22 protein-coding genes are annotated in these 24,918 nt (G+C 61.2%); 8 read left to right on the forward strand and 14 right to left on the reverse strand.

The features are described from left to right. Positions 1-18 precede the first annotated feature (18 nt). From GXB81_RS08315 to GXB81_RS08340, 6 genes are read right to left on the reverse strand one after another with little or no spacing between them, the layout of a single operon-like run. Positions 19-1,668, reverse strand: a complete 1,650-nt coding sequence (locus GXB81_RS08315) for an ABC transporter ATP-binding protein (protein WP_205988829.1) — start codon at positions 1,666-1,668, stop codon at positions 19-21. Further along, the gene (locus GXB81_RS08320) at positions 1,665-2,510 is read right to left on the reverse strand and encodes an ABC transporter permease (RefSeq protein WP_167042059.1); all 846 of its coding nucleotides are present in this window, start codon (positions 2,508-2,510) and stop codon (positions 1,665-1,667) included. The genes GXB81_RS08315 and GXB81_RS08320 overlap by 4 nt, the downstream gene beginning before the upstream one ends. Then, entirely contained in the window at positions 2,507-3,451 is a 945-nt protein-coding gene (locus GXB81_RS08325; protein WP_167042057.1) for an ABC transporter permease, read from the reverse strand. The genes GXB81_RS08320 and GXB81_RS08325 overlap by 4 nt, the downstream gene beginning before the upstream one ends. Then, complete coding sequence (locus GXB81_RS08330) at positions 3,451-4,050, reverse strand: thiamine pyrophosphate-dependent enzyme (RefSeq protein ID WP_167042055.1); 600 nt, start codon at positions 4,048-4,050, stop codon at positions 3,451-3,453. Before GXB81_RS08330 ends, GXB81_RS08325 begins: the two co-directional genes overlap by 1 nt. A gap of 4 nt (positions 4,051-4,054) precedes the next feature. Continuing rightward, a complete protein-coding gene (locus tag GXB81_RS08335) occupies positions 4,055-4,579 on the reverse strand; it encodes a thiamine pyrophosphate-binding protein (protein ID WP_205988831.1) in 525 nt (174 codons plus the stop codon). 1 nt (position 4,580) lies between these two features. Continuing rightward, positions 4,581-6,245: an NAD(P)/FAD-dependent oxidoreductase gene (locus GXB81_RS08340; protein WP_167284490.1), complete on the reverse strand. Its 1,665-nt coding sequence runs from the start codon at positions 6,243-6,245 to the stop codon at positions 4,581-4,583. A 363-nt stretch (positions 6,246-6,608) separates the two neighbouring features. Between GXB81_RS08340 and GXB81_RS08345 the strand changes: the two genes are divergently transcribed. The 4 genes from GXB81_RS08345 (at position 6,609) to GXB81_RS08360 (ending at position 9,721) form a co-directional block, all read left to right on the forward strand. Continuing rightward, a complete protein-coding gene (locus GXB81_RS08345) occupies positions 6,609-7,511 on the forward strand; it encodes a LysR substrate-binding domain-containing protein (RefSeq protein WP_205988838.1) in 903 nt (300 codons plus the stop codon). Positions 7,512-7,736: 225 nt separating this feature from the next. Next, a complete protein-coding gene (locus tag GXB81_RS08350) occupies positions 7,737-8,138 on the forward strand; it encodes a DoxX family protein (RefSeq protein WP_167042050.1) in 402 nt (133 codons plus the stop codon). Continuing rightward, positions 8,135-8,791 carry a TetR/AcrR family transcriptional regulator gene (locus GXB81_RS08355; protein WP_240158932.1) on the forward strand — a complete coding sequence of 219 codons (657 nt, stop codon included), beginning with the start codon at positions 8,135-8,137 and terminating at the stop codon, positions 8,789-8,791. Before GXB81_RS08350 ends, GXB81_RS08355 begins: the two co-directional genes overlap by 4 nt. Before the next feature lie 6 nt (positions 8,792-8,797). Next, positions 8,798-9,721 (forward strand): hypothetical protein, encoded by a 924-nt coding sequence (locus GXB81_RS08360; protein WP_205988840.1) that lies wholly within the window; start codon positions 8,798-8,800, stop codon positions 9,719-9,721. Between the two features lie 64 nt (positions 9,722-9,785). Here GXB81_RS08360 and dbpA read toward each other — a convergent pair whose 3' ends face one another. The 4 genes from dbpA to GXB81_RS31365 all read right to left on the reverse strand — a co-directional run bounded on the left by dbpA (position 9,786) and on the right by GXB81_RS31365 (position 12,643). Beyond that, on the reverse strand, positions 9,786-11,189 hold the full coding sequence (gene dbpA / locus GXB81_RS08365; protein WP_205988842.1) for an ATP-dependent RNA helicase DbpA: 1,404 nt from the start codon (positions 11,187-11,189) through the stop codon (positions 9,786-9,788). A 60-nt stretch (positions 11,190-11,249) separates the two neighbouring features. Further along, positions 11,250-11,450, reverse strand: coding sequence for a hypothetical protein (locus tag GXB81_RS08370; RefSeq protein ID WP_205988844.1), 201 nt, complete (start codon positions 11,448-11,450; stop codon positions 11,250-11,252). Positions 11,451-11,594: 144 nt separating this feature from the next. After that, on the reverse strand, positions 11,595-12,026 hold the full coding sequence (gene cadR / locus GXB81_RS08375) for a Cd(II)/Pb(II)-responsive transcriptional regulator (protein ID WP_167042042.1): 432 nt from the start codon (positions 12,024-12,026) through the stop codon (positions 11,595-11,597). A 50-nt stretch (positions 12,027-12,076) separates the two neighbouring features. Continuing rightward, a complete protein-coding gene (locus GXB81_RS31365) occupies positions 12,077-12,643 on the reverse strand; it encodes a hypothetical protein (RefSeq protein WP_241016287.1) in 567 nt (188 codons plus the stop codon). Here GXB81_RS31365 and GXB81_RS08380 point away from each other — a divergent pair. Further along, positions 12,536-14,671 carry a heavy metal translocating P-type ATPase gene (locus GXB81_RS08380; RefSeq protein ID WP_241016285.1) on the forward strand — a complete coding sequence of 712 codons (2,136 nt, stop codon included), beginning with the start codon at positions 12,536-12,538 and terminating at the stop codon, positions 14,669-14,671. The genes GXB81_RS31365 and GXB81_RS08380 overlap by 108 nt on opposite strands. A 125-nt stretch (positions 14,672-14,796) precedes the next feature. Here GXB81_RS08380 and eutC read toward each other — a convergent pair whose 3' ends face one another. Next, on the reverse strand, positions 14,797-15,639 hold the full coding sequence (gene eutC, locus GXB81_RS08385) for an ethanolamine ammonia-lyase subunit EutC (RefSeq protein ID WP_167042038.1): 843 nt from the start codon (positions 15,637-15,639) through the stop codon (positions 14,797-14,799). Continuing rightward, positions 15,636-17,030, reverse strand: a complete 1,395-nt coding sequence (locus GXB81_RS08390) for an ethanolamine ammonia-lyase subunit EutB (protein ID WP_205988848.1) — start codon at positions 17,028-17,030, stop codon at positions 15,636-15,638. The genes eutC and GXB81_RS08390 overlap by 4 nt, the downstream gene beginning before the upstream one ends. A gap of 364 nt (positions 17,031-17,394) precedes the next feature. Here GXB81_RS08390 and GXB81_RS08395 point away from each other — a divergent pair, with 364 nt between their 5' ends. After that, positions 17,395-17,892, forward strand: coding sequence for a GyrI-like domain-containing protein (locus tag GXB81_RS08395; RefSeq protein WP_205988850.1), 498 nt, complete (start codon positions 17,395-17,397; stop codon positions 17,890-17,892). 1,021 nt (positions 17,893-18,913) lie between these two features. Here GXB81_RS08395 and GXB81_RS08400 read toward each other — a convergent pair. After that, positions 18,914-20,323, reverse strand: a complete 1,410-nt coding sequence (locus GXB81_RS08400; RefSeq protein ID WP_205988858.1) for a hypothetical protein — start codon at positions 20,321-20,323, stop codon at positions 18,914-18,916. Next, positions 20,320-22,452 carry an ATP-binding protein gene (locus GXB81_RS08405; protein WP_205988865.1) on the reverse strand — a complete coding sequence of 711 codons (2,133 nt, stop codon included), beginning with the start codon at positions 22,450-22,452 and terminating at the stop codon, positions 20,320-20,322. The genes GXB81_RS08400 and GXB81_RS08405 overlap by 4 nt, the downstream gene beginning before the upstream one ends. 361 nt (positions 22,453-22,813) lie before the next feature. On the opposite strand from GXB81_RS08405, the gene GXB81_RS08410 reads away from it, so the two are divergent. Further along, positions 22,814-23,662, forward strand: coding sequence for a nucleotide-binding protein (locus GXB81_RS08410; protein WP_241016283.1), 849 nt, complete (start codon positions 22,814-22,816; stop codon positions 23,660-23,662). A gap of 2 nt (positions 23,663-23,664) precedes the next feature. Beyond that, entirely contained in the window at positions 23,665-24,621 is a 957-nt protein-coding gene (locus GXB81_RS08415) for a tyrosine-type recombinase/integrase (protein WP_205988870.1), read from the forward strand. The last annotated feature ends 297 nt before the right edge of the window (positions 24,622-24,918 follow it).

Here is a 24,918-nt window from a genome sequence, read left to right on the forward strand (position 1 = left end):
ACGGCTCGCGTTCGTCCGTCATGCCGCCAGACCCGGCATGCGCTCTTTCAGCCAGTCGGTCCTGAGTTCCGGTATCGCGTTAAATAGCGCCTGCGTGTACGGATGCTGCGGATGCGCAACCACCTCCGGCGACTGACCGGACTCCACCACCTGTCCCTGATGCATCACGTAGATCTGGTCGGCGAGTTTCGAGGCTTTCGAAACATCGTGAGTAATGAAAATGCAGGCCGTGCCGAGTTGCCTCCGCAGAGTCGACAACAACGCCAGGATGCGCGAACTGACGATCGAATCGAGCGCAGCCGTCACTTCGTCACAAACCAGCAGATCAGGCTCGGCCGCCAGCGCGCGCGCCAGGTTGGCGCGCTGTTTCTGCCCGCCGGACAATTGCGAAGGCAGGCGCTGCGCCATCTCCTCGGGCAGTTCGACGAGCCGCAGCAATTCGGCAACCCGCTTCTCGCGAGCCGCGCCCTTCAACCCGAAATACCGTTCCAGCGGCCGCCCGATTGCAGCCCCAACGGTAATGCGCGGATTCAATGCAAGGTCCGGATGCTGCAGCACCAGTTGCACGCCTCGCAGTTCCTCCATGCCGCGCCGCCGAAGCGACGGGGCAAGCGGCTTGCCATTCAGCAGCAACTCGCCGCTCGCGATAGGCAGCAACCCGGTCGCCACTCTCGCGAGCGTACTTTTGCCGGACCCCGATTCACCGACGATCGCAACGAATTCACCCCGGCGAACGGTCAGCGACACATCGTTCAGCGTCGGCTTGCCGCGGCCATACCTCGCGACTGCGTGGCGGATTTCGAGTACGGGCGCGCCGGGCACACCGGGCACACCGGGCACACCGGGCGCATCAGGCTCACTGGAAGCCACCGGCGCCTCGGCTGTCCTGTTCGACAGCCCCGCACTCGCCGCCGCAATCAGCTCGCGCGTATAGTCGCACTGCGGTGACGTCAGCAGTTGCCGCGCCTCGCCTTCCTCGACCTTCCCGCCATGACGCAGCACGACGATCCGGTCTGCCATCTGGGCAACGACCGCCAGATCGTGGCTGATATACAGGCACGCCACCTTTTCCTGCCGGATGATGCGTTTGAGCGAAGCGAGCACCCCCAACTGCGTGGTCACGTCGATCGCCGTCGTCGGCTCGTCCAGAACCAGCAACTCCGGCCGGCACATCAGCGCCATGACGGTCATCAGGCGCTGCAACTGACCACCGCTCAGTTCATGGGGAAACCGGCGCATCATCTCGTCCGCCGCGCCGAGCCCCATGCTTCTCGCGAGTTCCAACGCTCGCCCGTACGCGACCCTGCGATTGCCCTTGCCGTGAACGGCGGTGGCCTCCATGATCTGGTCGACGATCCGGATAGCCGGATTGAAGGCGGTGGCCGCGCTCTGCGCGATATACGCCACCTTGGCGCCGCGCACGAGACGTGCCCCGCGTTGTCCTATCCGTGCAAGATCGCTGCCGCGGAACATGATCCGTCCGCCGGCAAGACGGCATCCCGCGCGGGCATAGCCCAGCGCCGCGAGACCAATAGTCGACTTCCCGGCGCCCGATTCGCCGATCAGCGCCACCACCTCGCCCTGTTGTACCGACAGGCTGAAGTCATTCACGAGCGTACCCGACGACACCGATACGTTCAGGTTTTCGAAACGCATCAATTCGCTCATGCCAGGAACTCCGTGGAAATATCGCGCTGCGAGCGCCGCAGAAACCAGTCCACCAGTTTGTTGGCCGAAAACGTGACCGAGAAAATCGCGAGTGCGGGAAACACCGCCGCAATCGACCCCAGGCGCAATCCGGCCAGGTTCTCGCGCACCATCATTCCCCAGTCCGCGGCTGGCGGCTGTACCCCCAATCCCAGGAAGCTGACGGCACTCAACAACATGACCGTCGCGGCGAAGCGCACGCCGAAGTCGGTCAGCAGCGGCGGGTAGGCATTCGGGAGTGCCTCGCGGAACAGAATCCAGAAGACGCTTTCTCCGCGCAAATGCGCGAGATCGACGTAGTCGCGTGCCAGGTTGTCCAACCCCACGGCCCGGGCCACGCGATACACGCGTACGGATTCGATCAGGCCGACGGTGCAGACCAGCACCATTTCAGACGACCCGAGCGCGGAGACGCAAACCAGCGCAAACATGATCGTCGGCAGTGCCATCAGCCCGTCCATCACACGCCCGATGGCCTCGTCGATCCAGCCCTTCGCATAGGCCGAAAAAAAGCCGATCGTGATACCGACGCCGGAAGCGATCAGGTTCGCGGCAACCGCGAGCACGATGGTCGTGCGCGAACCGAAGATGATCCGCGAAAGCATGTCGCGGCCGAAATAGTCCATCCCGAGGATCGCCCCATGCTGCGGCACACCGTAAGGATCCCCGATGATCTCGCGCTGCGACCACGGTGCGATCCATGGCGCGGCGAGGGCAACCAGTATCCAGAGCACGATCACGATCAGCGGCAGTTTCGGCACGCTCCCCGTCCGTCCGCCATGGAAAATGCGCGCGATATTCATGTCCTGCTCCGCAGTCTCGGACTGCCCGCCAGTGCCAGCAGATCCGTCGCCATGTTCAGGCCGACGTAGATCGTCCCGAACACCATCGCACAGCCCTGTACCAAAGGAAGATCCCGCACCGCCACGCTGTCGATCATCAGCTTGCCCATGCCCGCATAGGAGAAGATCACCTCCACCACCACGACCCCGCTGACGAGGTAGCCGAGACTGATACCGATCACGTTGGCGATCGGCCCGATCGCGTTCGGCAACGCGTGGCGCACGAGAATCCTCGAACGGGGCACGCCCTTGAGCAACGCCATCTCCACATACGGCGAGCCGAGCACGTTGAGGATGGAGCTGCGCGTCATGCGCGTCGTCGGCGCAAAGACCGAAATGACCAGCGTCATCACCGGCAGCGCGAGGCGCCGCAGATGCGAACCCAGCGTCACCTCGCCGAACATGTAGGAGGTCGCGGGCAACCAGCCCAACTGCACCGAGAACACGAGAATCAGAAACGCGGCGAACATGAACTCCGGTCCCGACGCGGTAATCAGGCTGGTGTTCGTAATCAGCCGGTCGGGCCAGGTTCCGGCTCGCGCCGCTGCGTAAAGACCCAGCGCCACCGCCAAAGGCAGGGCCACGAGAGCCGTCAGGCCACCGAGCAGCAACGTGGCCGGCAAGCGCGACGCAATGAGCGCCGACACGCTGCGGCCGCTTGCATAGGACTTGCCGAGATTGCCGTGCAGCGCGCCCGACACCCACGTCAGATATTGCGTGTAGAGCGGCCTGTCGAGGCCCGCGTCATGGCGAAACGCCGTGAGCGTCTGCGGCGTGGCGTCCTGCCCGAGCACCACCTCCGCCACGTCTCCCGGCAACAGATGCGTACCCGCGAAGATGAGCAGCGAGACGAACACGAGCGTGCCGATCCCGAACGCGACCCGTCGCAGCAGGACACGCATTACGCGCCAGCCGACTGCTCCGAACCGCCATGAGCGCCGCCGAACGTCCGGCGCATGGCCTGGATCTGGTCTCGCATCGACAATGTCGGCCAACTTTTGCATGCGCTTGCCCTGTCTATGTTAAGTGCGATGAAATTCGGTCCTTCGGCCTCGATCAGCGTGGCGATGCGCGCGCGCAGATCGTCGACGTCGTCGATGCGCGTGCTGTTCCTGAAGCCCGAGGCCTGCGCGAGCGCAACGAAATCGGCCGTGGCGGCACCGGGAATCGGCTGGTTGCCGGACGTTTCGTAAAGGCCGTTGTTCATCACGATCAGCGTGTAATTGCGCGCACGCGCTTCGCCGATCGTCACCAGCGTGGCCAGTTGCATCGTCACGCAACCGTCGCCGTCGACGGTCACGACACGTTTGTCCGGCGCACCGAGCGCCATGCCGAGACCCAGCGACGAGGCGCTGCCCATGCAGCCGAGCATGTCGATATGCAACGGTGCCTCGGGATCGAGCGCATGCCATACGGGCGTGGCCTGCATGGTGGCAACCGACAGATACTGGTTCTTGCGGCACACGTCCGCCAGAATCCGGATAACTTCCTCTCGCAACATATGCTCAGACTCCGGTAGGAATGGGGACAACGAGTGCCCAGGGGGACTGCTGCTGCAATGCCTGCTCGTACACGTCGGGAATCTTCCCGAGATCGGCGTCATGCCACAGCCGCAGCGACGGCACGCCCCACATGTCGAGCGTCGGTTCGAGCAGCCGCACCATGCGCTGCGGGTGCTGCTCCATCGGCGTCGCCGCCTTGTTGCCGTACTGGCCGATCAGCATGACGGTCGGCACGCCGGCGTCGAGCGAGATGCCGCGAATCGTGTTGAGGCACGCATAGAAGCCGTTGTTCTGAATCGTCAGCAGCGGCCTGTGGCCCATCGCATACAGCCCGGCATTGATGCCGATCGCTTCGTCCTCGCTGCATGCATAGACGGTCTTCAGGTCGGGCGCGGCTTCGATCGCCGCGATGAAGGTTTCCTGATACGTGTCGGGTACGATGACCACGTGCGAAATACGCGCCTGTCGCAGAACCTCGACAAGCCGTGCCGCGCTCAAGGGTGTGGGAATCTCGTGTTGATCTGTCATGTCAGCCTGCCTGCCTCGATAGTTCGCTTTCGGTGGTCATCTCGCAGTCCGCGTTACGTCTCGCGGTATCGCTGAGAATCTGGTGCGCGGCGTTGTGCCCCGGAATGCCCGAGACGAATCCGGCCGGCCAGGTGCCGGTGCCGCAGAAGTAGAGTCCGTCGACCGGCGCGCGGTAATCCGACATGCCGGCCATCGGCCGCAACGAGAACATCTGCCCGGCCAGGTTGTCGCCCTGGATCACGTTGCCTTCCAGCAGCCCGTACTCGTTCTCGAGATCGAGCGGGCTCATGTAGCGGTGATCGACGATGCTGTCCTTGATGCCCGGCATGTATTCGTCGAGCACCTTGATGCACCGGTCGCCGAACGCGTCGCGAGTGGCGGCATCCCATACGCCGTCCTTCAGTGCATAGGGCGCGTGCCAAACGTTGATACTGAGCAGATGGCGCCCCGGGGGCGCGAGGTCGGGATCGATCATCGACGGACAGAGTCCCCACATGAGCGGCCGCTCGGACGGCACGCCATGCTTCGCCTGGTCGAAGGCGCGGTCCATGTATTCGACGCTGGGCGCAATCCGGAACTGGCAACTGGCGATCTGGCGGGTTTCCTCGTCCGTCGCGCCATCGGCGACATGCGGCGGTCGATCGAGCGACAGCGCGATCTTGAACGCGGACCCTTTCATCGGAATCCGGCGCACGCGCTCCAGCGTGTTGGCGCGAATCGCACCGGCGGGCAGCAGATCGAGCAGCGTGGTCTTGGGATTGGCATTCGAGACGACGACGGGAGCCCGGAAGCACTCGCCACTCGCCGTTTCCACGCCAACGGCCGCGCCGTTCTCGACGAGAATCCGCCGCACCGCGACGTCGGTCCGGATCTCCCCGCCGGCCTCGACGACCGCGCGAGCCATCGCCGCGATGATCGCGCCCATGCCGCCCTTCGGAAAACCGGTCGAACCCCGCAGCGGCATCAGCCGTGGATCGTCGGGCGAGGTCGGCTTACGTGCCGCGAGCGAAAGCGGGCGGATCAGCATGGGGACCGCGGTGCCCGGCGTGCTTGGCCCCGCCTGAACGGCCACGCAGCCGCGGATCGCGATCAGTGCCCTCGCCTCTTCCGACTGCAGCCACTCTTCCGCGAGGTCCCGGATACTGCCGAAGAAAAACTTGCCGAACGCGTCCTCCAGTTCCGGCGAATCGATCTTTGCCAGCATGTCGCGCAACGAAGGCGGCGGCTCGAACGGCGAGACGCCGAGTGCCTGGGCGAACCGGTCGACGTACGCCAGCAGACCGAAGAAGCGCTCCTCGTCTCCTTTCGCAAAGCTGGCAAGCTGCTCCCGCACGCGGTTCTGATCGCGCCAGCCGACAAAGTAACGTCCCGTGTCGAACCGCGTGAACAACGTGGGGTCGGTGGAAATGAAGCGGAGCCCATGACGCTCCAGCTGCATGTCGGCGGCAATCGTCTGTTCGAGCGAGCCCGTCGAATTGGTAATCGAAGAACGATGCCCCGGAAAGTACTCGACCGTGCCGCACGGGCCGCCGAGCGCGCGACGACGCTCCAGAACCAGCACGCGCCGCCCCGCGCGCGCCAGATAGAAAGCGCTGACGAGGCCGTTATGGCCGCCGCCGATCACGATGGCGTCATAGGTAGGATGTTTGGTTGATCTTGGGGACATTATCGACATGGATTGCAGGACCTGGATTGGTTGATTCCCTGTTGATTCCTACGACGAACAAAGCCCGCGCATCCGTCGGCTCGTTCCGTACACTTCCACTGCTCACTGCGAGATTGCGGGTGCCGCGACCGGACTCATCGGCTGCAGCGTGTTCTACAGGCACCGTTGCGGCACGCAATGCACCACGCTCCTGTGCGAGGGATATCCCTGGCCGGCTCCGGCCACGCGGCCCTCTCCATCCCCAGCGTTCCCATACAGAGAAATTGGGATGATCGTAAGGTGCGGAGTAGAATAAAAAAAGTTTAATTTTTTAATCTTTCGATTTACTTTACTTATATGGCCGAGCAACTTCCCGATGTCAAGATGACGCAGATCCGGCACTTCGTCTCGGTCGTGGAGCATGGCGGATTCAAGGCCGCCGCCGCCGCGGTATTTCGCAGCCAGCCGGCGCTCTCGCTTTCGATCCGCGAGCTCGAAACCACCTTGGGCGCCCGGCTGCTCGAACGCGGCAACCGGGTGATGCTCACCGCGTTCGGCACGCTGTTCTATCGGGAAGCGAAATCGCTCGTCGAACACTACGACCGGGCCATCCAGGCGGCGATCGACGTTGCCCAGGTTCGCCTCGGGCGGGTCAAGATCGCCGCCGTGCCGTCCATTGCGCACGAAATCCTGCCCCGCGCCATCAGCCGCTTCGTACGCTCGTATCCGACCGTCAATCTGCATGTCGAAGACGGCTCGACGATCTACGTGCATGAGCGGGTGAAATCGGGAACGGTCGACTTCGGCATCGCGAGCGAACCGGACAGCAGCTCCGGCCTCAGGTTTTCGCCGCTCCTCGCGGATGCACTCTGCGCGGTCGTCCCGGCGGGTCACCCGCTGTTCAAAAGAAAAAAGCTGAAGTGGCCACAACTGGCCGCCAGCCGGATCATCGGCAACGGCATCATGCAGGCGCTGTCGCCCGATGTCCGGGCGGCGATCGGCCAGCCGGAATCGCTGTTCATCCCCAATACCACGACGCTGCTCGCCGCGGTGGAGAACGGCGTCGGCGTCACGGTCCTGCCCTTCCTCTCGAACCAGCACAACGGCGAGTCGCTCAGGTTCATCCCGCTCGAATCTCCACGCGTGGAGCGACTGGTCGGCATCGTGGAACCCGAGGACAAGTCGCCCAGCCCGGCCGCGCTAGCGCTGCGCAACGGCATTGTCGAAGAAGTACAGGCGCTCGCTCCATGCCCCGAGGTCAGGCGTCTGCGCAGCGGCTCGGCCTGAAAAGCGTGAGCCGGGGCACTGCCTCGGTCCTTCCGTCCCGGCACTGCAAACGCCCGCGAGTAGTGCACGGCCTCTCCCTGCGAGAACCCATCCGGGTTCCCGCATTCCTTCCTCTTCGCCTGATGAGCGCTGCGCCACGGCAACCGCACGAAGCGTGTGGTCATCCATTTACCAGACTGATGAGTTCAATATATACTGCGCCCAAGTCAACCACCGAGGCACGGCATGCCCTCATTTATCGCTCTGGTTCTGGAAAGTCCGATTACGCTGGTGTTCGGCCGGATACTGCTGACGACGCTCTTCTGGAGCGCGGGTATCTTCGGACTGTTTAACTTTTCCGTGATCGTCTCGGAGATGAAGGCGGTCAACCTGCCGGCGCCCGTGGGCTTCGCGGTGGCGACCATCGCCATTCAGCTGATGGGCTCCGTGCTGCTGATCGGGAATTTCAACGGCCTGGGATGGTTGGGCGCGGGCGCGCTCGGCCTGTTCACGCTACTCACGATTCCCTACGGGCACGCGTTCTGGACTTTCCCCGAACCGCGTCGAACGGAAGAACTTCACATTGCGCTGGAGCATATTTCGGTCGCGGGAGGTATGCTGATGGCCGCGATTTTGACCCTGAGATGATCGTATTTCACATGACCTCACTTCCACGTGGCCGGCCCAAGGACCTGGTGAAGCAGCAAGCGCTTCTCGATGCCGCACGCGACCTGCTTCTGGAGCACGGTGCGGACGTGACGACCAGCGCCATCGCCGCACGCGCGGGCGTGGCGAAAGCGACCCTGTTTGCGCATTTCAGCGACAAGGACGAATTGATCGATGCGGTGATACGCCGCGAATCCGACCGCACGGCGACGGACGCCGAGCTCGCCGAAGGCCTGGCGATGGATATCGTGCCGGCGCTTCGCAAGTTCGGCATTCGCTTTACACGGTTCATCAACGAGCGCGAGTTGGCCGGATGGGATCGGCTCATCGCGACAGCGGCGAAAAGAAGCCCGGAGCTTCCGAAGCGGTTTTTCTCGAGTGGCCCCGGACGCGGGCAAGCGATTCTCGCCTCGTTGATTCAGGCGGCAATAGAAAAGGGAACGTTGAGGGATTGCGACGCGACCCAGGCGGCCGATGACCTCGCCGGACTCTGGATCGGCTTCTCCAATCTTGAAGTGAAACTGGGTGCCCGCACGCCGTTCAGCGAGGCTCAACTGCGCAAAAAAGTCGATCACGGAATCGACGTCTTTATGCGGTTCTACGGGACTGAGGATAAGCGTCGGCGGCCTGAATGACGGGACATGGCTGACGCCGCTCCGGCGATAAAGCCATCCAATCCTCAAGCTTCGCGACTCCATGCCGATACAACGGATATTGCCATCCGTTACTGGAGCAGAAGCATGGATCTCTCTATCGCGCCGACAACCGCGGCGACCGTACCCGTACAAGCTTCCGATTCGAATCTCAATTCCGTGGCATTGACCCAGCGTTCCGCGACCGCGGATGCCGCGGCTTCCGCGGTGACCTCGATAACGGCCGTCGACCCACAGGTCACCAGCGCCCGGGTCGCCAAATATCTGGACGCCATGAGCATCAATTTCAGAACGGGCAAAGATGCCGAAGGCGTAGCCAATGCCCTCGTTTCATCGATGCAGGCATTGATCCTGCAACGCCCCGATATCGCCAACGCCCAATTCGATTTCCAGTCCGACGACGGTTCGATCAAGGTCACGTCCGACAGCCTGAGCGACAGCGACAAGAGCTGGCTCCAGAACCTGCTCAATAGCAACAGTGCGCTGGTGCAGGCCGTCAACACCTTTCACAGCGATGCGGTAGGCGGCTACGCGGCCTGGGCGGCAGCGGACGGCACGCCGCTGACCGATGCGCAATCTCAGGCCGTCAGCAAAAAAGCGGACGGCATGGTGAGCTTCATGCAGCTATTCCATCAGCTCGGCACCGCAGGCGCGAAAGGGATGTTCAATGATGGCGCCTACTACGCCCCGAACGGCGCAAAAATCGACCTGACGCAGAACACCGGCAACGCCGTCGGCTTCCTGAGCTTCATGCAAAGCGCGCGGGCGATGTCGAACGGCACCGACGAATACGTCGGTCCGGCCGGCCACACGCTTTACGGCGCGGCAAAATTCGACGTGTTCAACGCGAGCATGATGCCGGATTTCTACCCCTCGCTCGTTACCTCGCTCGGCGTCCACGAGGTGGCGTGATTCCTGGTTCGCTAGCGGGAGCCGCAAAGGGAATCGCTCGATTGCGGCCCCGGAGCCGATACCGTCACTCGCCGTCCATCAACCGGACCCTCACCTTGCGCCCCTTCAGCTTGCCCGCGCTGAGCCGGCGCACCGCCTCGCGCGCGATGCTGCGCTCCACCGCGACATAGGTCGACATATCGGTCACGTTGATCTTGCCGATCTGCGAGCCTTCGAAACCGGCCTCGCCGGTCAGCGCGCCGAGCACGTCGCCGGGACGAATCTTTTCCTTGCGGCCGCCGAGAATCTGCAGCGTTTCCATCGGCGGCAGCAGCGGCCCGTCGCCAGCCGGCTTCAGGTCCGCCAGCTTGTGCCATTCGACGTCGCGTTTCTGCGCCTGCTCGATACCGCCGACGCGCCCCATCTCGTCCATGCTCGCGAGACTCAACGCCCAGCCGTCCTGATCGGCGCGGCCCGTGCGGCCGATGCGGTGCGTGTGCACTTCAGGGTCCGGCGTCACGTCGACGTTGATCACCGCTTCGAGCTGCGCGATGTCGAGCCCGCGCGCGGCGACGTCGGTTGCGACCAGCACCGAGCAGCTACGGTTCGCGAACTGGATCAGCACCTGATCGCGCTCGCGCTGATCGAGCTCGCCATGCAGCGCGAGCGCATGAAAGCCCTGTGCGCGCAGCACGTCGAGCAGATCGCGGCACTGCTGCTTGGTGTTGCAGAACGCGATCGTGCTGACCGGGCGATAGTGGTTCAGGAGCAGCCCGACCGAGTGCAGACGCTCGTCCTCGGTCACTTCATAGAAGCGCTGACGGATCTTGCTGTCGTCGTGCCGCTCGGCGAGCTTGACTTCCTTCGGATTGCGCAGGAATTGCTGGCTCAGCTTCGCGATGCCCTCGGGGTACGTCGCCGAAAACAGCAGCGTTTGACGCTCTTTCGGGCATTGTCTGGCGACCTTCGCGATGTCGTCGAAGAAGCCCATGTCGAGCATGCGGTCGGCCTCGTCGAGCACGAGCGTGTTGAGCGACTGCAACGCGAGGCTGCCGCGTTCGAGGTGATCCATGATGCGGCCCGGCGTGCCGACCACGATGTGCGCACCGTGTTCGAGGCTCGCCGTCTGCGGACGCATCGGCGTGCCGCCGCACAAGGTCAGCACCTTGATGTTTTCTTCCGCGCGCGCGAGGCGGCGGATTTCCTGCGTGACCTGATCGGCAAGTTCGCGGGTCGGGCAGAGCACCATCGCCTGCGTGTCGAACTGGCGCGCGTCGAGCCGCGCGAGCAGCGCGAGCGAAAACGCCGCGGTCTTGCCGCTGCCGGTTTTGGCCTGGGCGATCAGATCGTGGCCGGCGAGCGCGATCGGCAGGCTCGCGGCCTGGATCGGCGTCATCTCGACGTAGCCGAGTTGCGTGAGGTTCGCGAGCGTCGCGTGCGGCAGCGGCAATTCGCTGAATGCGGCACCGGCGGGAGTGGGACGGTTCATAAGGTCCTGGATTGGGCTGAAGCTGGGGCTGACGCTAACGACAGGGCGAACGACGCGCGATTACTCGGCCATCGGCCCCGGATCGGGACGGCCCGGTAGTTGTTCATACAGCACTTTGCCGTCGTCGCCGTCGAAGCACTCGACGTAATTGCGCGCGCCGCACAGCGGGCAGCGGAACAGCAGCCCCTGCCCTTCGTTCTTGATGACGACGTCGGACTGCTCCCACTGCGCGCCGCAGGACTGGTTTCTACAGGTAAACACGTTGATTCTCCAACTGGATTCGATGTTTCGATGATCGGTCGGCCAGGCCGCGCGAACGGCCTGGCCTTGCATGGGATTGCTTGCCACGGCAATGCGCCGGCACGCGACGTGCCGGCCGGTGCACTTCAGTTCAGATTCAGCACGTCAGCCCAGATGCGTATGCCGCGTGCGCGGCACGCTCACGTCCATTTCGGTCAGGCCATGCACGATGCCGCAGTCCTCGACCGGATGCTCGCCATGGCACTGCTCGCGCAGCGTGGCCAATTGCGCCTTCAACTGCTGTAGCTCTTCGATACGGGTGTCGACGTGCGCGACGTGCTCGTCGATCAGCGTATGCATGCTGCCGCAGCCGCCGGCCGGCGCGTCGGTCAGACGCAGCAAGGCGCGGATTTCGTCATGGGTCATGTCGAGCGCGCGGCAGTTGCGGATGAAACGCAGACGCTCGACGTGCTTCGCCGTGTAACTGCGGTAATTGGCTTCGGTGCGCTCCGCCTCGGGCAGCAGGCGCTCCTTTTCGTAGAAACGGATCGTTTCCGTCGTGCAATGGGCGATTTTCGCCAGTTCGCCGATTTTCATGGGCCCTCCTGCTACGCGGCCTTGACCTTGTAGTGGCTTCAAGGTGTTTACTAGACCACAAATCGCACGAGGAAGCCACTATGCCTGAAATCAGCCGTTTTGCCGCCGATCGTCCTGAAACGGACGAGGCCTGTGCGCATGGGCGCCACGGGCAGGCGGACACGCAGCAGTACGGCCACGCTCATGGTCATGAAAGCGGTCACGAAAGCGGCGCGGGCGGCGGCTGTGGGCATGATGCTCATGGACATGGCCACGCGCATGCGCACGCCCAGCACCCGCATGGAAACCGCGCTGAACGGCATGAGGGGCACATTCATCGCGACGGCCATGAGCATGGCCACGATCACGCGGACGGGCACGACCGCAAGCGCGGCCAGGCCTCGGCTCACTCCCACGATCACGCCGACGGCGCCTGCTGCGCCCCCGCCGCGCTCGCGCCGACGCCACTGCGCCTGCCGCGTTCCGAAGCTGTCGGCGACGACCTGCGCACCGCCATCCGCATCATGCAGATGGACTGCCCGACCGAGGAAGCGCTGATCCGCAAGAAACTCGGCCGTCTGCCGGCCGTTCGCAGCATGGACTTCAACCTGATCCAGCGCGTGCTGACGGTCGTCCACGCGCCGGATGCACTCGAACCGATCCTCGCCGCGCTGCGCTCGCTCGATTTCACCCCCGAACTCGCGGGCGACAACCCCAACGCAACCCCCACGGCCCCCGGCAGCGCTACGCCGAAGCCCTGGTGGCCGCTGGCACTCGCCGGAGTCGTCGCGGCCGGCTCAGAGGCCGCTGGCTGGCTTGGCGCGCCCGTCTGGATGGTGGCGGGCCTCGCGCTCGTCGCGATCGTCTCCTGCGGGCTCACGACGTATCGCAAGGGCTGGCTCGCGCTGCGCAACGGCAATCTGAACATCAACGCGCTGATGAGCATCGCCGTGACCGGCGCGGCACTGCTCGGTCAATGGCCCGAGGCCGCGATGGTGATGGTGCTGTTCACGATCGCCGAGCTGATCGAGGCACGCTCGCTCGACCGCGCGCGCAATGCGATCGAAGGACTCATGCGGCTCGCGCCCGAAGAAGCCAGCGTGCAGCAGCCCGACGGCGCGTGGCAGCCCATGCGCGTCGACGCGATCGCGCCCGGCGCGCTGGTGCGCGTGAAGCCGGGCGAACGGATCGCGCTCGACGGCGAGATCGTCGCGGGCCGCTCGAGCGTCGATCAGGCGCCGATCACCGGCGAGAGCCTGCCGGTCGACAAGACCACCGGCGACGCCGTATTCGCCGGCACGATCAACCAGGCGGGCTCGTTCGACTATCGCGTGACGGCGGCGGCCGGCAACACGACGCTCGCGCGCATCATCCATGCGGTCGAAGAAGCACAGGGCACGAAGGCGCCGACGCAGCGTTTCGTCGATCAATTCGCGCGCGTCTATACGCCGATCGTGTTCGCGATCGCGCTCGCCGTGGCGGTCGTGCCGCCGTTGCTGTTCGGCGGGGCCTGGCATGCGTGGACCTACAAGGCACTGGTGCTGCTCGTGATCGCGTGTCCGTGCGCGCTCGTGATCTCGACGCCGGTGACGATCGTCAGCGGGCTCGCGGCCGCGGCGCGCAAGGGGATTCTCATCAAGGGCGGGGTGTATCTCGAACAGGGGCGCAAGCTGAGCCGGCTGGCGCTGGACAAGACCGGGACGCTGACCCATGGCAAACCGGTGTTGACGGGGTTCGAGGTGGTGGGGGATGACGTTGATGTTGGCGCGGGTGTTGGCGATGTGGGCGCCGGTGACGCTCATGCCGATGCCCGCGCGACTCAATACCAATACCGCACGCTCGCGGCCAGCCTCGCGGGCCGCTCCGATCATCCCGTGTCGATGGCCATTGCCAGGGCCGCGCACGACGACGGCATCGCCCACCTGCCCGTCGATACCTTCGAAGCGCTCGCCGGACGCGGCGTGCGCGGCGAGATCGATGGTGCAACGTACTGGCTCGGCAATCATCGCCTGATCGAAGCGTTGGGCCGCTGCTCGCCGCCACTCGAAGCGCGCCTCGAAGCACTCGAAGCGCAAGGCCAAACCGTCGTGATGCTCGCCGACGCCCAACGCGTGCTCGCGCTGTTCGCGGTCGCGGACACGGTGAAGGACACGAGCCGCGCCGCCGTCGCCGAATTGCGGCGGCTCGGCGTCGGCACCGCGATGCTGACCGGCGACAACCGCCACACGGCCGCGGCGATCGCGCAGCAGGTCGGCGTCGACGAAGCGCGCGGCGACCAGTTGCCCGAAGACAAGCTCGACGCGGTCGCGCAATGGTCGGCCGCGGGTGCGACGGTCGGCATGGTCGGCGACGGCATCAACGATGCGCCCGCGCTCGCGCGCGCCGACATCGGCTTCGCGATGGGCGCAATGGGCACCGACACCGCGATCGAAACCGCCGACGTCGCGCTGATGGACGACGACCTGCGCAAGATTCCGGCGTTTATCCGGCTGTCGAAGGCAACACATGCGGTGCTGGTACAGAACATCGCGCTCGCGCTGGGCATCAAGAGCGTGTTTCTCGTGCTGACGCTGATGGGCCTCGGCACGATGTGGATGGCAGTGTTCGCCGATGTCGGCGCGAGCTTGCTGGTGGTGGGGAATGGGTTGAGGTTGTTGCGGAAGTAAACGCGCTCGGCGGACTGGCTGGGAGCGGTGTATACGGCGGGTATCGGGAGCAGTGTGGTGTCCGGTCGCCTGCGCGCTGATGTTTTGCCGCGTGTCGGCTATGCGATTCGCGTTGACCACGCGGTTCAGCTTGAGATTGAGGTTGACCCCGAACCCGAACCCGAATCGCGGCTCACGGCTCCGGGCGTTGCGGGCACGCTCGCCGGCAACGCCTCGCTCTCGTCTTTCAAACCGACGCCCGTCAGCCCGAGCTTCCTCGCCTGCGTGAGCAGATAGTGCAGCTTGTGCGCCGCTTGCGGATAGTCGAGCCCTTCGGGGCGCACGTTCGAAATGCAGTTGCGTTGCGCGTCGGTGCAGCCCGTTTGCGGCGCGTACGTGATGTAGATGCCGAGACTATCCGGCGAACTCAAACCGGGCCGCTCGCCGATCAACATCACGACGATCTTCGCGCCGAGCAATGCGCCGATCTCGTCGCCAAGCGCGACGCGCGCCTGACGCGCGATCACCACAGGGCCGATGCGCCAGTCCGCGAATTTGGGGCGCACGGCTTGCAGCAGCGGCACAGCCTGCTTCGACGCGGCAAATGCCGATAGACCATCGCCGATCACGAACAGCACATCGCTCGTTTGTGCCGGTCGTTGCGCAAGCGCCGCGCGGCTCTCGTCCGACAGACGCCGCCCGAGATCGGGACGCCGCAAATAATGCTCGCGATCCGGCGCGGCGCTATGCACGTCCAGCGTGTCGAATCCTAGCGCTTGTAGTGCTTCGTGCAGCGCGTTGACGTCGAGCGGATGATGCACGGCATCGCGCGCCTGCGCATGCGCGAGATTGAACGCGAGCAGCGGCGCGGTCGGCACGCCGTTGCCCGCGCGGCCTAACGCGATGCGTGCCTGCGTAAACTGGCGCAGTACGCTCCACGGGTCCCTGTCGAGTGCGTCGCTTTCGTTCCCGCTCCCGTTCTCGCTCATGTGATCCCCATCCAGTCGCGCGCGCCTTCGAGCAGCGGCTGCCGCGCCGATGCGCCGAGCAATGCGCCGTGTGCGTCGATAATCTGCATCGACTCCAGCCATGCCTCGAATTCAGGCGCGCGCCGCAAACCGAGCACGTCGCGCACGTACAGCGCATCGTGGAAAGACGTGCTCTGATAGTTGAGCATCACGTCGTCCGCGCCCGGCACACCCATGATGAAATTGACGCCCGCGACGCCGAGCAGCGTCAGCAGATTGTCCATGTCGTCCTGATCCGCTTCGGCGTGATTCGTGTAGCAGATGTCGCAACCCATCGGCACGCCGAGCAGCTTGCCGCAGAAGTGATCTTCGAGACCCGCGCGCGTGATCTGCTTGCCGTCGTACAGATACTCCGGGCCGATGAAGCCGACCACCGTGTTCACCAGAAACGGCTCGAACTTGCACGCCACCGCATACGCGCGCGCCTCGCAGGTCTGCTGATCGACGCCGAAATGCGCATCCGCCGACAACGCGCTGCCCTGCCCCGTTTCGAAGTACATCAAATTGCTACCGACCGTGCCGCGTTTGAGCGACAACCCCGCCTCGTACGCTTCCCGCAGCAGCGCAAGCGAAATGCCGAAGCTCGCGTTCGCTTTCTCGGTGCCCGCGATCGACTGGAACACGAGATCGACCGGCGCGCCTTTTTCGATCGCGGCAATCGTGCTCGTTACGTGCGTGAGTACGCACGATTGCGTCGGCACCTGATAGCGCTGGCGGAAGTCGTCGATCATCAGCAGCAGCGTCGTGATCGCCGCGAGGTTGTCGCTCGCGGGATTGATGCCGATCAGCGCGTCGCCGCAGCCGTACATCAGGCCATCGAGCATCGAGGCGGCGATGCCTTTGACGTCGTCGGTCGGGTGGTTCGGTTGCAGGCGTACGGACAGATGGCCCGGTAAGCCGACGGTATTGCGAAAGCGCGTGACGACAGGGCGTTTACGAGCGACAGCGATGAGGTCCTGGTTGCGCATCAGCTTCGAGACTGCGGCGAGCATTTCCGGGGTGAGGCCTTCGGTGATGCGGGTCAGTGCGTTGGTGTCGGTGGTGGTACTGAGCAGCCAGTTGCGGAAGTCGCCGACCGTCAGATGAGAGATGTCGGTGAAGGCTTGAGGCGAGTGATCGTCGACGATCAGGCGCGTGACCTCGTCGGTTTCGTAGGGGATCAGCGGTTCGTTCAGGAACGTGCGCAGCGGCACCTGGGCCAGCGCCATTTTGGCGGCGACCCGCTCTTCCTCGCTCGCGGCCGCGATACCCGCGAGCTGGTCGCCCGAGCGCTGCGGACTTGCTTTGGCGAGCAGGGTCTTCAGGTCGGCGAAACGGTACGTGCGACTGCCGATCGACTCGGTGTAGCTCATGTTTGCGGCTCCATCGCTTCGCGCGAACGCGGGCGGGAATGGGAACGGCGGTGGCATGCTGCGTGCTACGGGTGGGACTCTCGTTACACGATAGCGCCAAATGAAGGCAGCGTCACGTTTGCAGGTTTGGGTTTGGGGCTGCTGTGCTGTTCGTCGATGCGGTTTACGGGGGTTGATTGTTGGTGCTGCTTGTTGATGTGGCTTTCCGGCTTTCGTTTACATAGGCTGTTTGGTTGAGGCTTTGACGTTTGTTTACGGGCTACGACTACCGCTGCCACGATTCGAAAACGTGGTGCAATCAGCAAGTGCTTAATCCGCGTTCCGCTTCGCGCGGCCCGCGTGAAATTCGCAAGGAGACGATCAAATGACGATGAAGCGTGAGGTCGTAATTCGTAGTGTGGAGCCGATGGAGATTCTGTCGGTCGATCATGTCGGGCCTTATATGCAGATCGGCAAGGCTTTTGATGCTTTGTTCGGCTGGCTTGGGAAACACAATCTGCTTGCGGGAGAGATGCGGATGGTCGGGCTTTTCTTCGATGACCCGGGCGTGGTCGAGGAACAGAAGCTGCGGTCGAAGGCGGGAGTGTTGTTGCCGGGGCCGGTGATGACCGAAGTTGCCGCGTCTGTTGCTATGAGTGATGGAGTTTCGGTGACGCGTATACGTGATGGAGAGTATGCGGTGTTGCGGCATATCGGGCCGTATAGCGATATGCGAGCGGCTTATGAGTGGTTGTATGGGACATGGCTCGTGCAATCTGGTAGGGCGGCGGCGGATGCGCCGGCGTTTGAGGAGTATTTGAATAGTCCAAAGGGGACTGCGCCCGCGGAGTTGGTGACGGAGATTTGTTTGCCGTTAGGTTAACCGGCCGCGTTGTGATTGCTTTTGAGTTCCTTCGTTGCTGCCGGTGTTGTGTGCGTATACGTTGTGCGGGTCGTTAACGCGGGTTCTGGTTTTTATATTCTTTGTATATGTATACGTAGTAATAGTTAACAAGCGGGGCTGTTCGCTACGTAGCAGCAGCCCGTTGTGCGTACCATTATCGTTCGATTTGGCATAAGGCATGATGTGTGCGGCCTCGAGGAGGCCGGGAAACGCACATCGGCTGCGGAAACCCATCGATCCCGGATCACTTATAGAGAATTTCTCGCCACCACAGTCGTTCCGCTACCTGACAGCGGTGGAATTGAAGAGCATTGAATCGGCTGGCTCGTGACCAGAGATAGGTGCATATTCACGTTGGTTGGAGACTTGAAACTTTGCTAGGACGGGCCGGTTGCAAGCTCAAGAAGTGGCCCCCCGACGAGGTGGTTTGCTGAATCTCCTGTTGAGGCAAAAGTATGATTCCAGAGGTACCGAGACTAGCCGAGGTGTTGCGAGATCGTGAACGCTTCGAGACGTTCGCGCGCGGAATGCTTTCCCGGGGTTGGGTAAGTGACGAAGAACTGCACATAAGCCGGGCTGTGATTGTCAAACTGCCAACGGTCAATGAACTCACATCGCTATGTGAAAAATTCGGCTCGCGCGACCTTGTCGATTTGCACTACAACTCAATCGCTTTCAAGCACGACCGGGGATCTTCACACCCTGTTCGACCTTTGGCTGTTAGCGGTCCACCCAATCACCCTGACCGTGGCGATTCATCCCGCCTTACACGAGATGGGCTACGGCCATTTTCATGGAGCACCACTCTTCACGAACGGAGGCAATGGGCCTGACCGCACTGCACTTGGCCTTCGGTGGGAGCTTTTCCAAAAACGTATGTCAAATGATGCCTCCGGGGACGCTAGGCATGATTTGAAATGATGCAGGCCGGCAATTTAATATTTTCGTGGATTGTCGCCCTTTCCACACCGGTCGGGACGACATGATTCGATGGGGGTTCTCACGATTCATGGGAAAAACTAACGACACCCGGGCGGGCGACGTACCGAGAGTAGTTATGAATCAGCTCCGCGAGGATCCCGCTGCGTATCCGAAGCACTACATCACCTAGTATGCTCGCTTTCGCCGGAAGTCCGAGCAAGTACCGAAAGTTTGCGAATAATACCAACGGTTTTCCATCTGCCAGTTCGATTTCTGGCATTCGGTAAATAGCGTTATGACGCCTGTCCGTTATGGAGCCGTCCATCGCCTTAAATTTGGTGTTGTCTTCTCTGTCGCTCGGCACGAGTGCCGCCAAGACGTATCGGTATAGCCTCGACTTTCTCTGTGCGTGATCGCAATCTGCACTTATCTCAATAAAACCCCATTTAACTGATTTTCTGATTTCGCTCTTTTGGGTTCGGGTAAGGTCCGAGACATCGACGAATTCGTCAGATAGTTCCGCTACTGTTTTTCCGAAATGCGATTTGAAACAATTGTCGTTAAGATGGACATCCGAAATCGCGACAAATGCACCGCGATCTGTCTTTTCGATTTGCGTCGTAATCTCCGACACGCAATAAAAAGCATTTAGTCGTCTATCAGCACCGTTTTCGCCAAAGGCGATTGGACTATTTGATTTGACTTGTGGCATTGCCGCCACCCACATTTCGCGTATTCCGTCGGCCGTAGCTGCGCTGCGCTCGAGATTATCCACGAGCATTGGCTGAAGCCCGAGATGGATAGCTTCATCGGGTCGGTCTGCCGCATTTTTTCTTCCAGTCGCCTCCTGGGCGATCCGTCCGAGGACCGCGCTCAGGTTATCCGCATGCTTAGTAATATCCCAAGGTATCGAAGGAGACAGAACTTTCGTTAGCGCATGAAGCGTAGCTGACGCCGCCCTTCCGATTTCGCGTTCCCATGCCATCAGCGCCGTCAACTGAGGCGATGTCTGAACGACACTGTCGATGCCTTTTCGCAAACCTTCTAACCAAGCTTTGCGGGCATCGGCAGACTCCGGCATCTTGAAATCGTTCTTGTCCAGAGCGCTGACTACGATCGGCATCGGAATTTCGGCGTGGCGCTCTCCTAGGATCTGAAGAACTTCGTCTACAAGATGCCTGTGTTTGGACCAGAATATAAGAGCGTATGGTCCGTTATCTAGTGGAACAACCGCCGAGATAACTTCTGCGATGGTAGGTGCTATGTCTTTCGGCGACGGCGCAGATGAATCGGCAAGATTCATGTCCACGAAGAGTAACCGAATACATAATGACTTGTGGTCAGGTACCCCGATCACGCCCGCGTCGACTGAATACCGTAACGGCAGGACTGGGATATGCGCCTCATGCATACCTGTCACTAACTCCTGAAGTTCAGTTTCATCGTTATCAACGATTACTGTTCGAATGAGGCCCAAAGAAGTGGTCATTTGTTTTTGAATTTTAGAATTACAGCTGCCCCATCGAGCGGTGTGGGAATTTGAATGTAATCACGCAATTCCTCGGCAGACATGACAGAAAAAGAGCCACCAATTGATTCCATCACAAGGTTGGTAAAGTACAGGCCGAGTCCCATGCCGCCGGGCTTCGTGGTTTCAAAGGGCTGGGTGGCCATATCAACTGGGAGCTCGAATCCCGGTCCGTTGTCGACGACGGCTATTGCATGGCTTTCCGCCGAATCTGCGAATGCTGTTATGTATATAAAAGGTGGGCGAGAATCCGAAGGATCTTCTTCGGCACGAGCGCGAGCCCAATAGATAGCGTTGTCGATCAAATTTCTAAGCGCGCCGATCACTAGATTAGGCGGGCACTCTGTTACGAAATCATCGACCTCTCCGGATAATAGCGGCGACGAAAAATGTATTTTATGGTGTGCGAGCCGTGATTTAGAGAGAGTAAACGCTCGGTCTACGAGTGAATATGCGGTTGCCCGCTTCTGGCTATTCCGCTTCAAAAGCGGTGCAAAACCATCCAAGAGACTCACCAAATGTCCAGTGCGCTTCTTGAGTGCCTCCAACGACTCGTTGTTTTCAATCCCTTTATTTATTGCACCAATTTCTCGCTCAACTTCATGGAAAATCGTGGCCAAGTTAAGTCCGGCAAGACCTGAGCTCACCATTACACTGCGAACCTGTTTATATTCTCTTTCGATCGTGTCAATGTGCGGTTTAAGGTCCCCTTCAAGCCCTTTATCTTTGATTGCTTTTTTGACAATATCGACCGCATGTTCGAATGATTCCGGATGTGGCGTGGTTTCGCCTTTTCCTTTAAGTGCAGCGTCAAGTTGGCGACGATCATCCTGCCGTGTAATATCAAGTAACTCGACGACGCTTTGGATGATGTGTCGAAACCTCAAAAATGCAGGATTTTCATCAAATCCTTCCCGATTTGTTTTCTCTTTGAGTTGATCGCTGTCTGTCAGCTTGAGATTGATTGCTGCAATCACTGAGTTGGTTGCCATGCGCTCCGCGGGCCGATTGATCCGTCGAACGTTCAATCCAAGCCAGTCGTCGCCTGCCTCACCGTAGTTATATACGCGAATGCCATCGCGGTACACACGTACCCCGGTTTGCTCATCCAGATATTCTTTCAGCTGCTGAGTATTCCCAATCTTTTTCATCAGATCGGCTCGACGATAGTACACAAAGAAATGCCCAGTAATATCGCCTATGCCATTTAGATCAGAACTAGTGAGTGAAATACTTTCATCGTCTCGATCGAGCCGCTTCCTGTCTTCTGCGGATAGCTCGATCAGACGAAGTGAATCATCATCTTTTGAGGCAGTCCTCTTTTCCGCGCCAGACATGCTGGGAGGACTAAATTCATATTTCCAGCTAATTTTCGCGTCTACAATAGAAAAGCTAAATTTCCAGATTGCATTATCAAGAATGTCGTCAACATCAAAAATGTCATTGAGCCACGATTCTCTGCCCGGTACGTCGAGCTTCACCGAAAAACTATCCACAGACGCAAAGGGGCTAACAAGAGTGGATATTAGTTTCTTTAATGACCGAATATCTCTTCTTGTCCACTCGGCTCTCTCGAGTTGAGTTATCTTCAGGCACGTGCCGCTACGATTTTCCTTATATTTGAGAGGCTGTGAAAGCTCACGGATATCCACTGAGGTTTCGTCGATTCTCTTGTCCCCGGAAAGATTTTCACTCCAATCGACCTTAACGAAGCACTCTCTCTTATTTTCGGCGCGGGATAACAAACGCTGCTGAGTTCCGAGTTTATGCGCAGCGAGGCGGCCGACTCCTTTTTCTCCGAGTGGATAGCGCAAGAAGCGCTTACTGACTACTTTGTTTGCGCCGCGCTTGGACGGGGTTCCGATTTCGAGCCATTTAGTTACGATCGTGTCTCGATCCATACCGGTGCCGTTGTCCTCAACAGATATATAAGGTTCGGGCGCGTTGAGATCAACGGTAACTTGGACGTTGGTCGCATCTGCGTCGTACGCGTTCTTGACCAGTTCGAAGACCGCTAGACGATCATCGCCGATCAGTTCGTCGCCCAGCAGCTTCAGGACATGCGCTCTCGCCTGAAAGGAGTGTTTCATATCTTTTTGGTAGGTTATCGCTCAGGAATTGCCCGGTAGCGTGGCTGGATACGTTGCCAACCGCGGTCGCTCGATTTCGATAAGAGCAATGCGCTCGGCAGGGTTCAATCTAGGCGCAATGCCGTTGTCTATGTTGCATGAATACCCGGTGGTGCCGGTATGCGTACGGCCCTCGAATATAGGTGGCAGTTGAAGACAATCGGAATCGTTCAGCGTAACGCGATCTTATACGACAATGGATAGGTACGGTCTACGTCGCCTAGCCCGAAGCATGACGAGAAGCTGGCATTTGGGGAATCCGGCCCTTTATCCTACTCTATATTTAATAATGTCCTTTATCACATATAGGAGAAGGGCAGCCATGACCCCGCGATCAGCCGATACCATCAATCTCGGAATTGTTCGTCTAACCGAGCAGATTGCGGAGTTGCATGGGTTCGACGTGGCAACTGCTGCGACCGGAAACCCGCCCGCACTTGGAGCGCTGCAGGCCGGTGTCGCTGACACGTTGGAGCGGGTCTTTGGACCCGACACACCGGCATACAGGCGCTTCCAAGGAGCTGCCCATCTGTTTGTACCGAGTCAGAGCAGCAGCTTTTTCACTGTTCGCCCTCCCCATGAGTACTACCCGGCTGAGCTGAGCAAAAACCTCGAGCGGTCCATTAGGCTTCTCGAGGCTGCACAGGACGTGCTGCGCAAAGATCTGGCAGATGCTTACCGTGACGTACTGTCCAACCGCGAGACTGCAGTTCCTGAGATATCGGCGTACTCCCGGCGTGTATTCGTCGTGCATGGACACGATGGCGAGGCACGCGAGCTGATCGCGGGGTTTCTTAGAAAGATCGATTTCGAACCTGTCATTCTCCACGAGCAGGCGAACCGCGGACGGACTGTCATCGAAAAGGTAGAAGCACATGGCGACGTCGGCTTCGCCGTCGTATTGCTGACCCCGGACGATGTGGGCCGCGGCGTCAAAGAGAACGAGCTGATGCCGCGTGCCCGTCAGAACGTACTACTCGAGCTGGGCTACTTCATTGGCAAACTTGGTCGGGACAAGGTCTGTGCGCTCAAACGCGGCGAGGTCGACATTCCCAGTGATTTCGCCGGCGTCGTCTGGGAAAAGATGGATGACGCAAACGGCTGGAAACTGTCCCTGGCTCGTGAACTCAGGGCAGCTGGTCACGACGTCGACCTGAACAAGGTGTTCTAGTCGTGAACCAGCTCGTTACGCTCGATGCCATTTCGACGCCAGCGCTGGTCGCCGCCGCCGGTGAGCGGGCCGGCGTGCGCTTTCTGGAATTCTTCGCGTCGGCGATCCGCAATCCGCACACGCGGCGCGCGTATGCACGCGCGGCGGGGGATTTTCTGGGGTGGTGCGCTGGCGCCGGCGTGAGCTCGATTACGGCGGTGCAGCCGCTGCACGTGGCCGCGTGGATCGAGCTGCAGACAAGGACGTCGTCGGCGCCGACCGTCAAGCAGCAGCTGGCCGCCATCCGCCACCTGTTCGACTGGCTCGTGACCGGCCAGATCGTGCCGCACAACCCGGCCGCGTCGGTGCGCGGGCCTGCCCATGCCGCGAGGAAGGGCAGCACGCCGGTGCTCGATGCAACCGAGGCGCGGCAGCTGCTCGACAGTATCGATGTGACGACGTCGGCCGGCCTGCGCGACCGCGCGCTGATCGCGCTGATGGTGTTTTCGTTCGCGAGGGTGGGCGCGGCGCTGGCGATGCGGGTCGACGATGTCTATGTGCAGCGCCGGCGCATGTGGGTGCGCCGGCGCGAAAAAGGTGGCAAGGCCCACGCAATGCCCTGTCACCACACACTCGAGGCGTACCTGCATGCGTATCTGGAAGGGACCGGCATCGGTAGCGACGCCAAGGGGCCGCTGTTCCGCACGGTCCGGCGTGGCACCGGCCAGCTCGGTGACACGCCGCTGCCGCAGGCCAACGCCTACGCGATGGTGCGGCGTCGTGCGATCGCGGCCGGCATTGGCACGAAGATCGGCAACCACACGTTCCGGGCGACCGGGATCACCGCGTACCTGAAGAACGGCGGCACGCTCGAGAACGCTGCCGCGATGGCGAACCACGCGTCGACGCGCACCACCCAATTGTACGATCGGCGCCACAACGAGATCAGCCTGGACGAGGTCGAGCGAATTCGCGTGTGAACTCACTGGACCGCTAACTACCAGGCACTTTATGGCGCAACCCGGTCGCTTCTTGAATGAGCTCAAGAACTTCGTTATGTCGACGTCGATCTATTAGGCGCAGCAATGAAATCGCCTGCACCCTAACTTCAGCGCAATTTTCGCAGCACGAAGTGCGCTGCCTGTAGGACGTCAGGTGTGAAGTCATGCCGTGTCGTCTCCGTTCGCGGACGTCCTGGCACTGCGAAATAGAATGCCCACATATCCAACAGGTGTACGGCCAAGATCGATCAGTCGTTGGGTAAGTCGAGTAAGCTG

Origin of the sequence: Paraburkholderia sp. Ac-20336 (assembly GCF_017105025.1) — a bacterium.
In the GTDB taxonomy this organism is placed as follows: domain Bacteria; phylum Pseudomonadota; class Gammaproteobacteria; order Burkholderiales; family Burkholderiaceae; genus Paraburkholderia.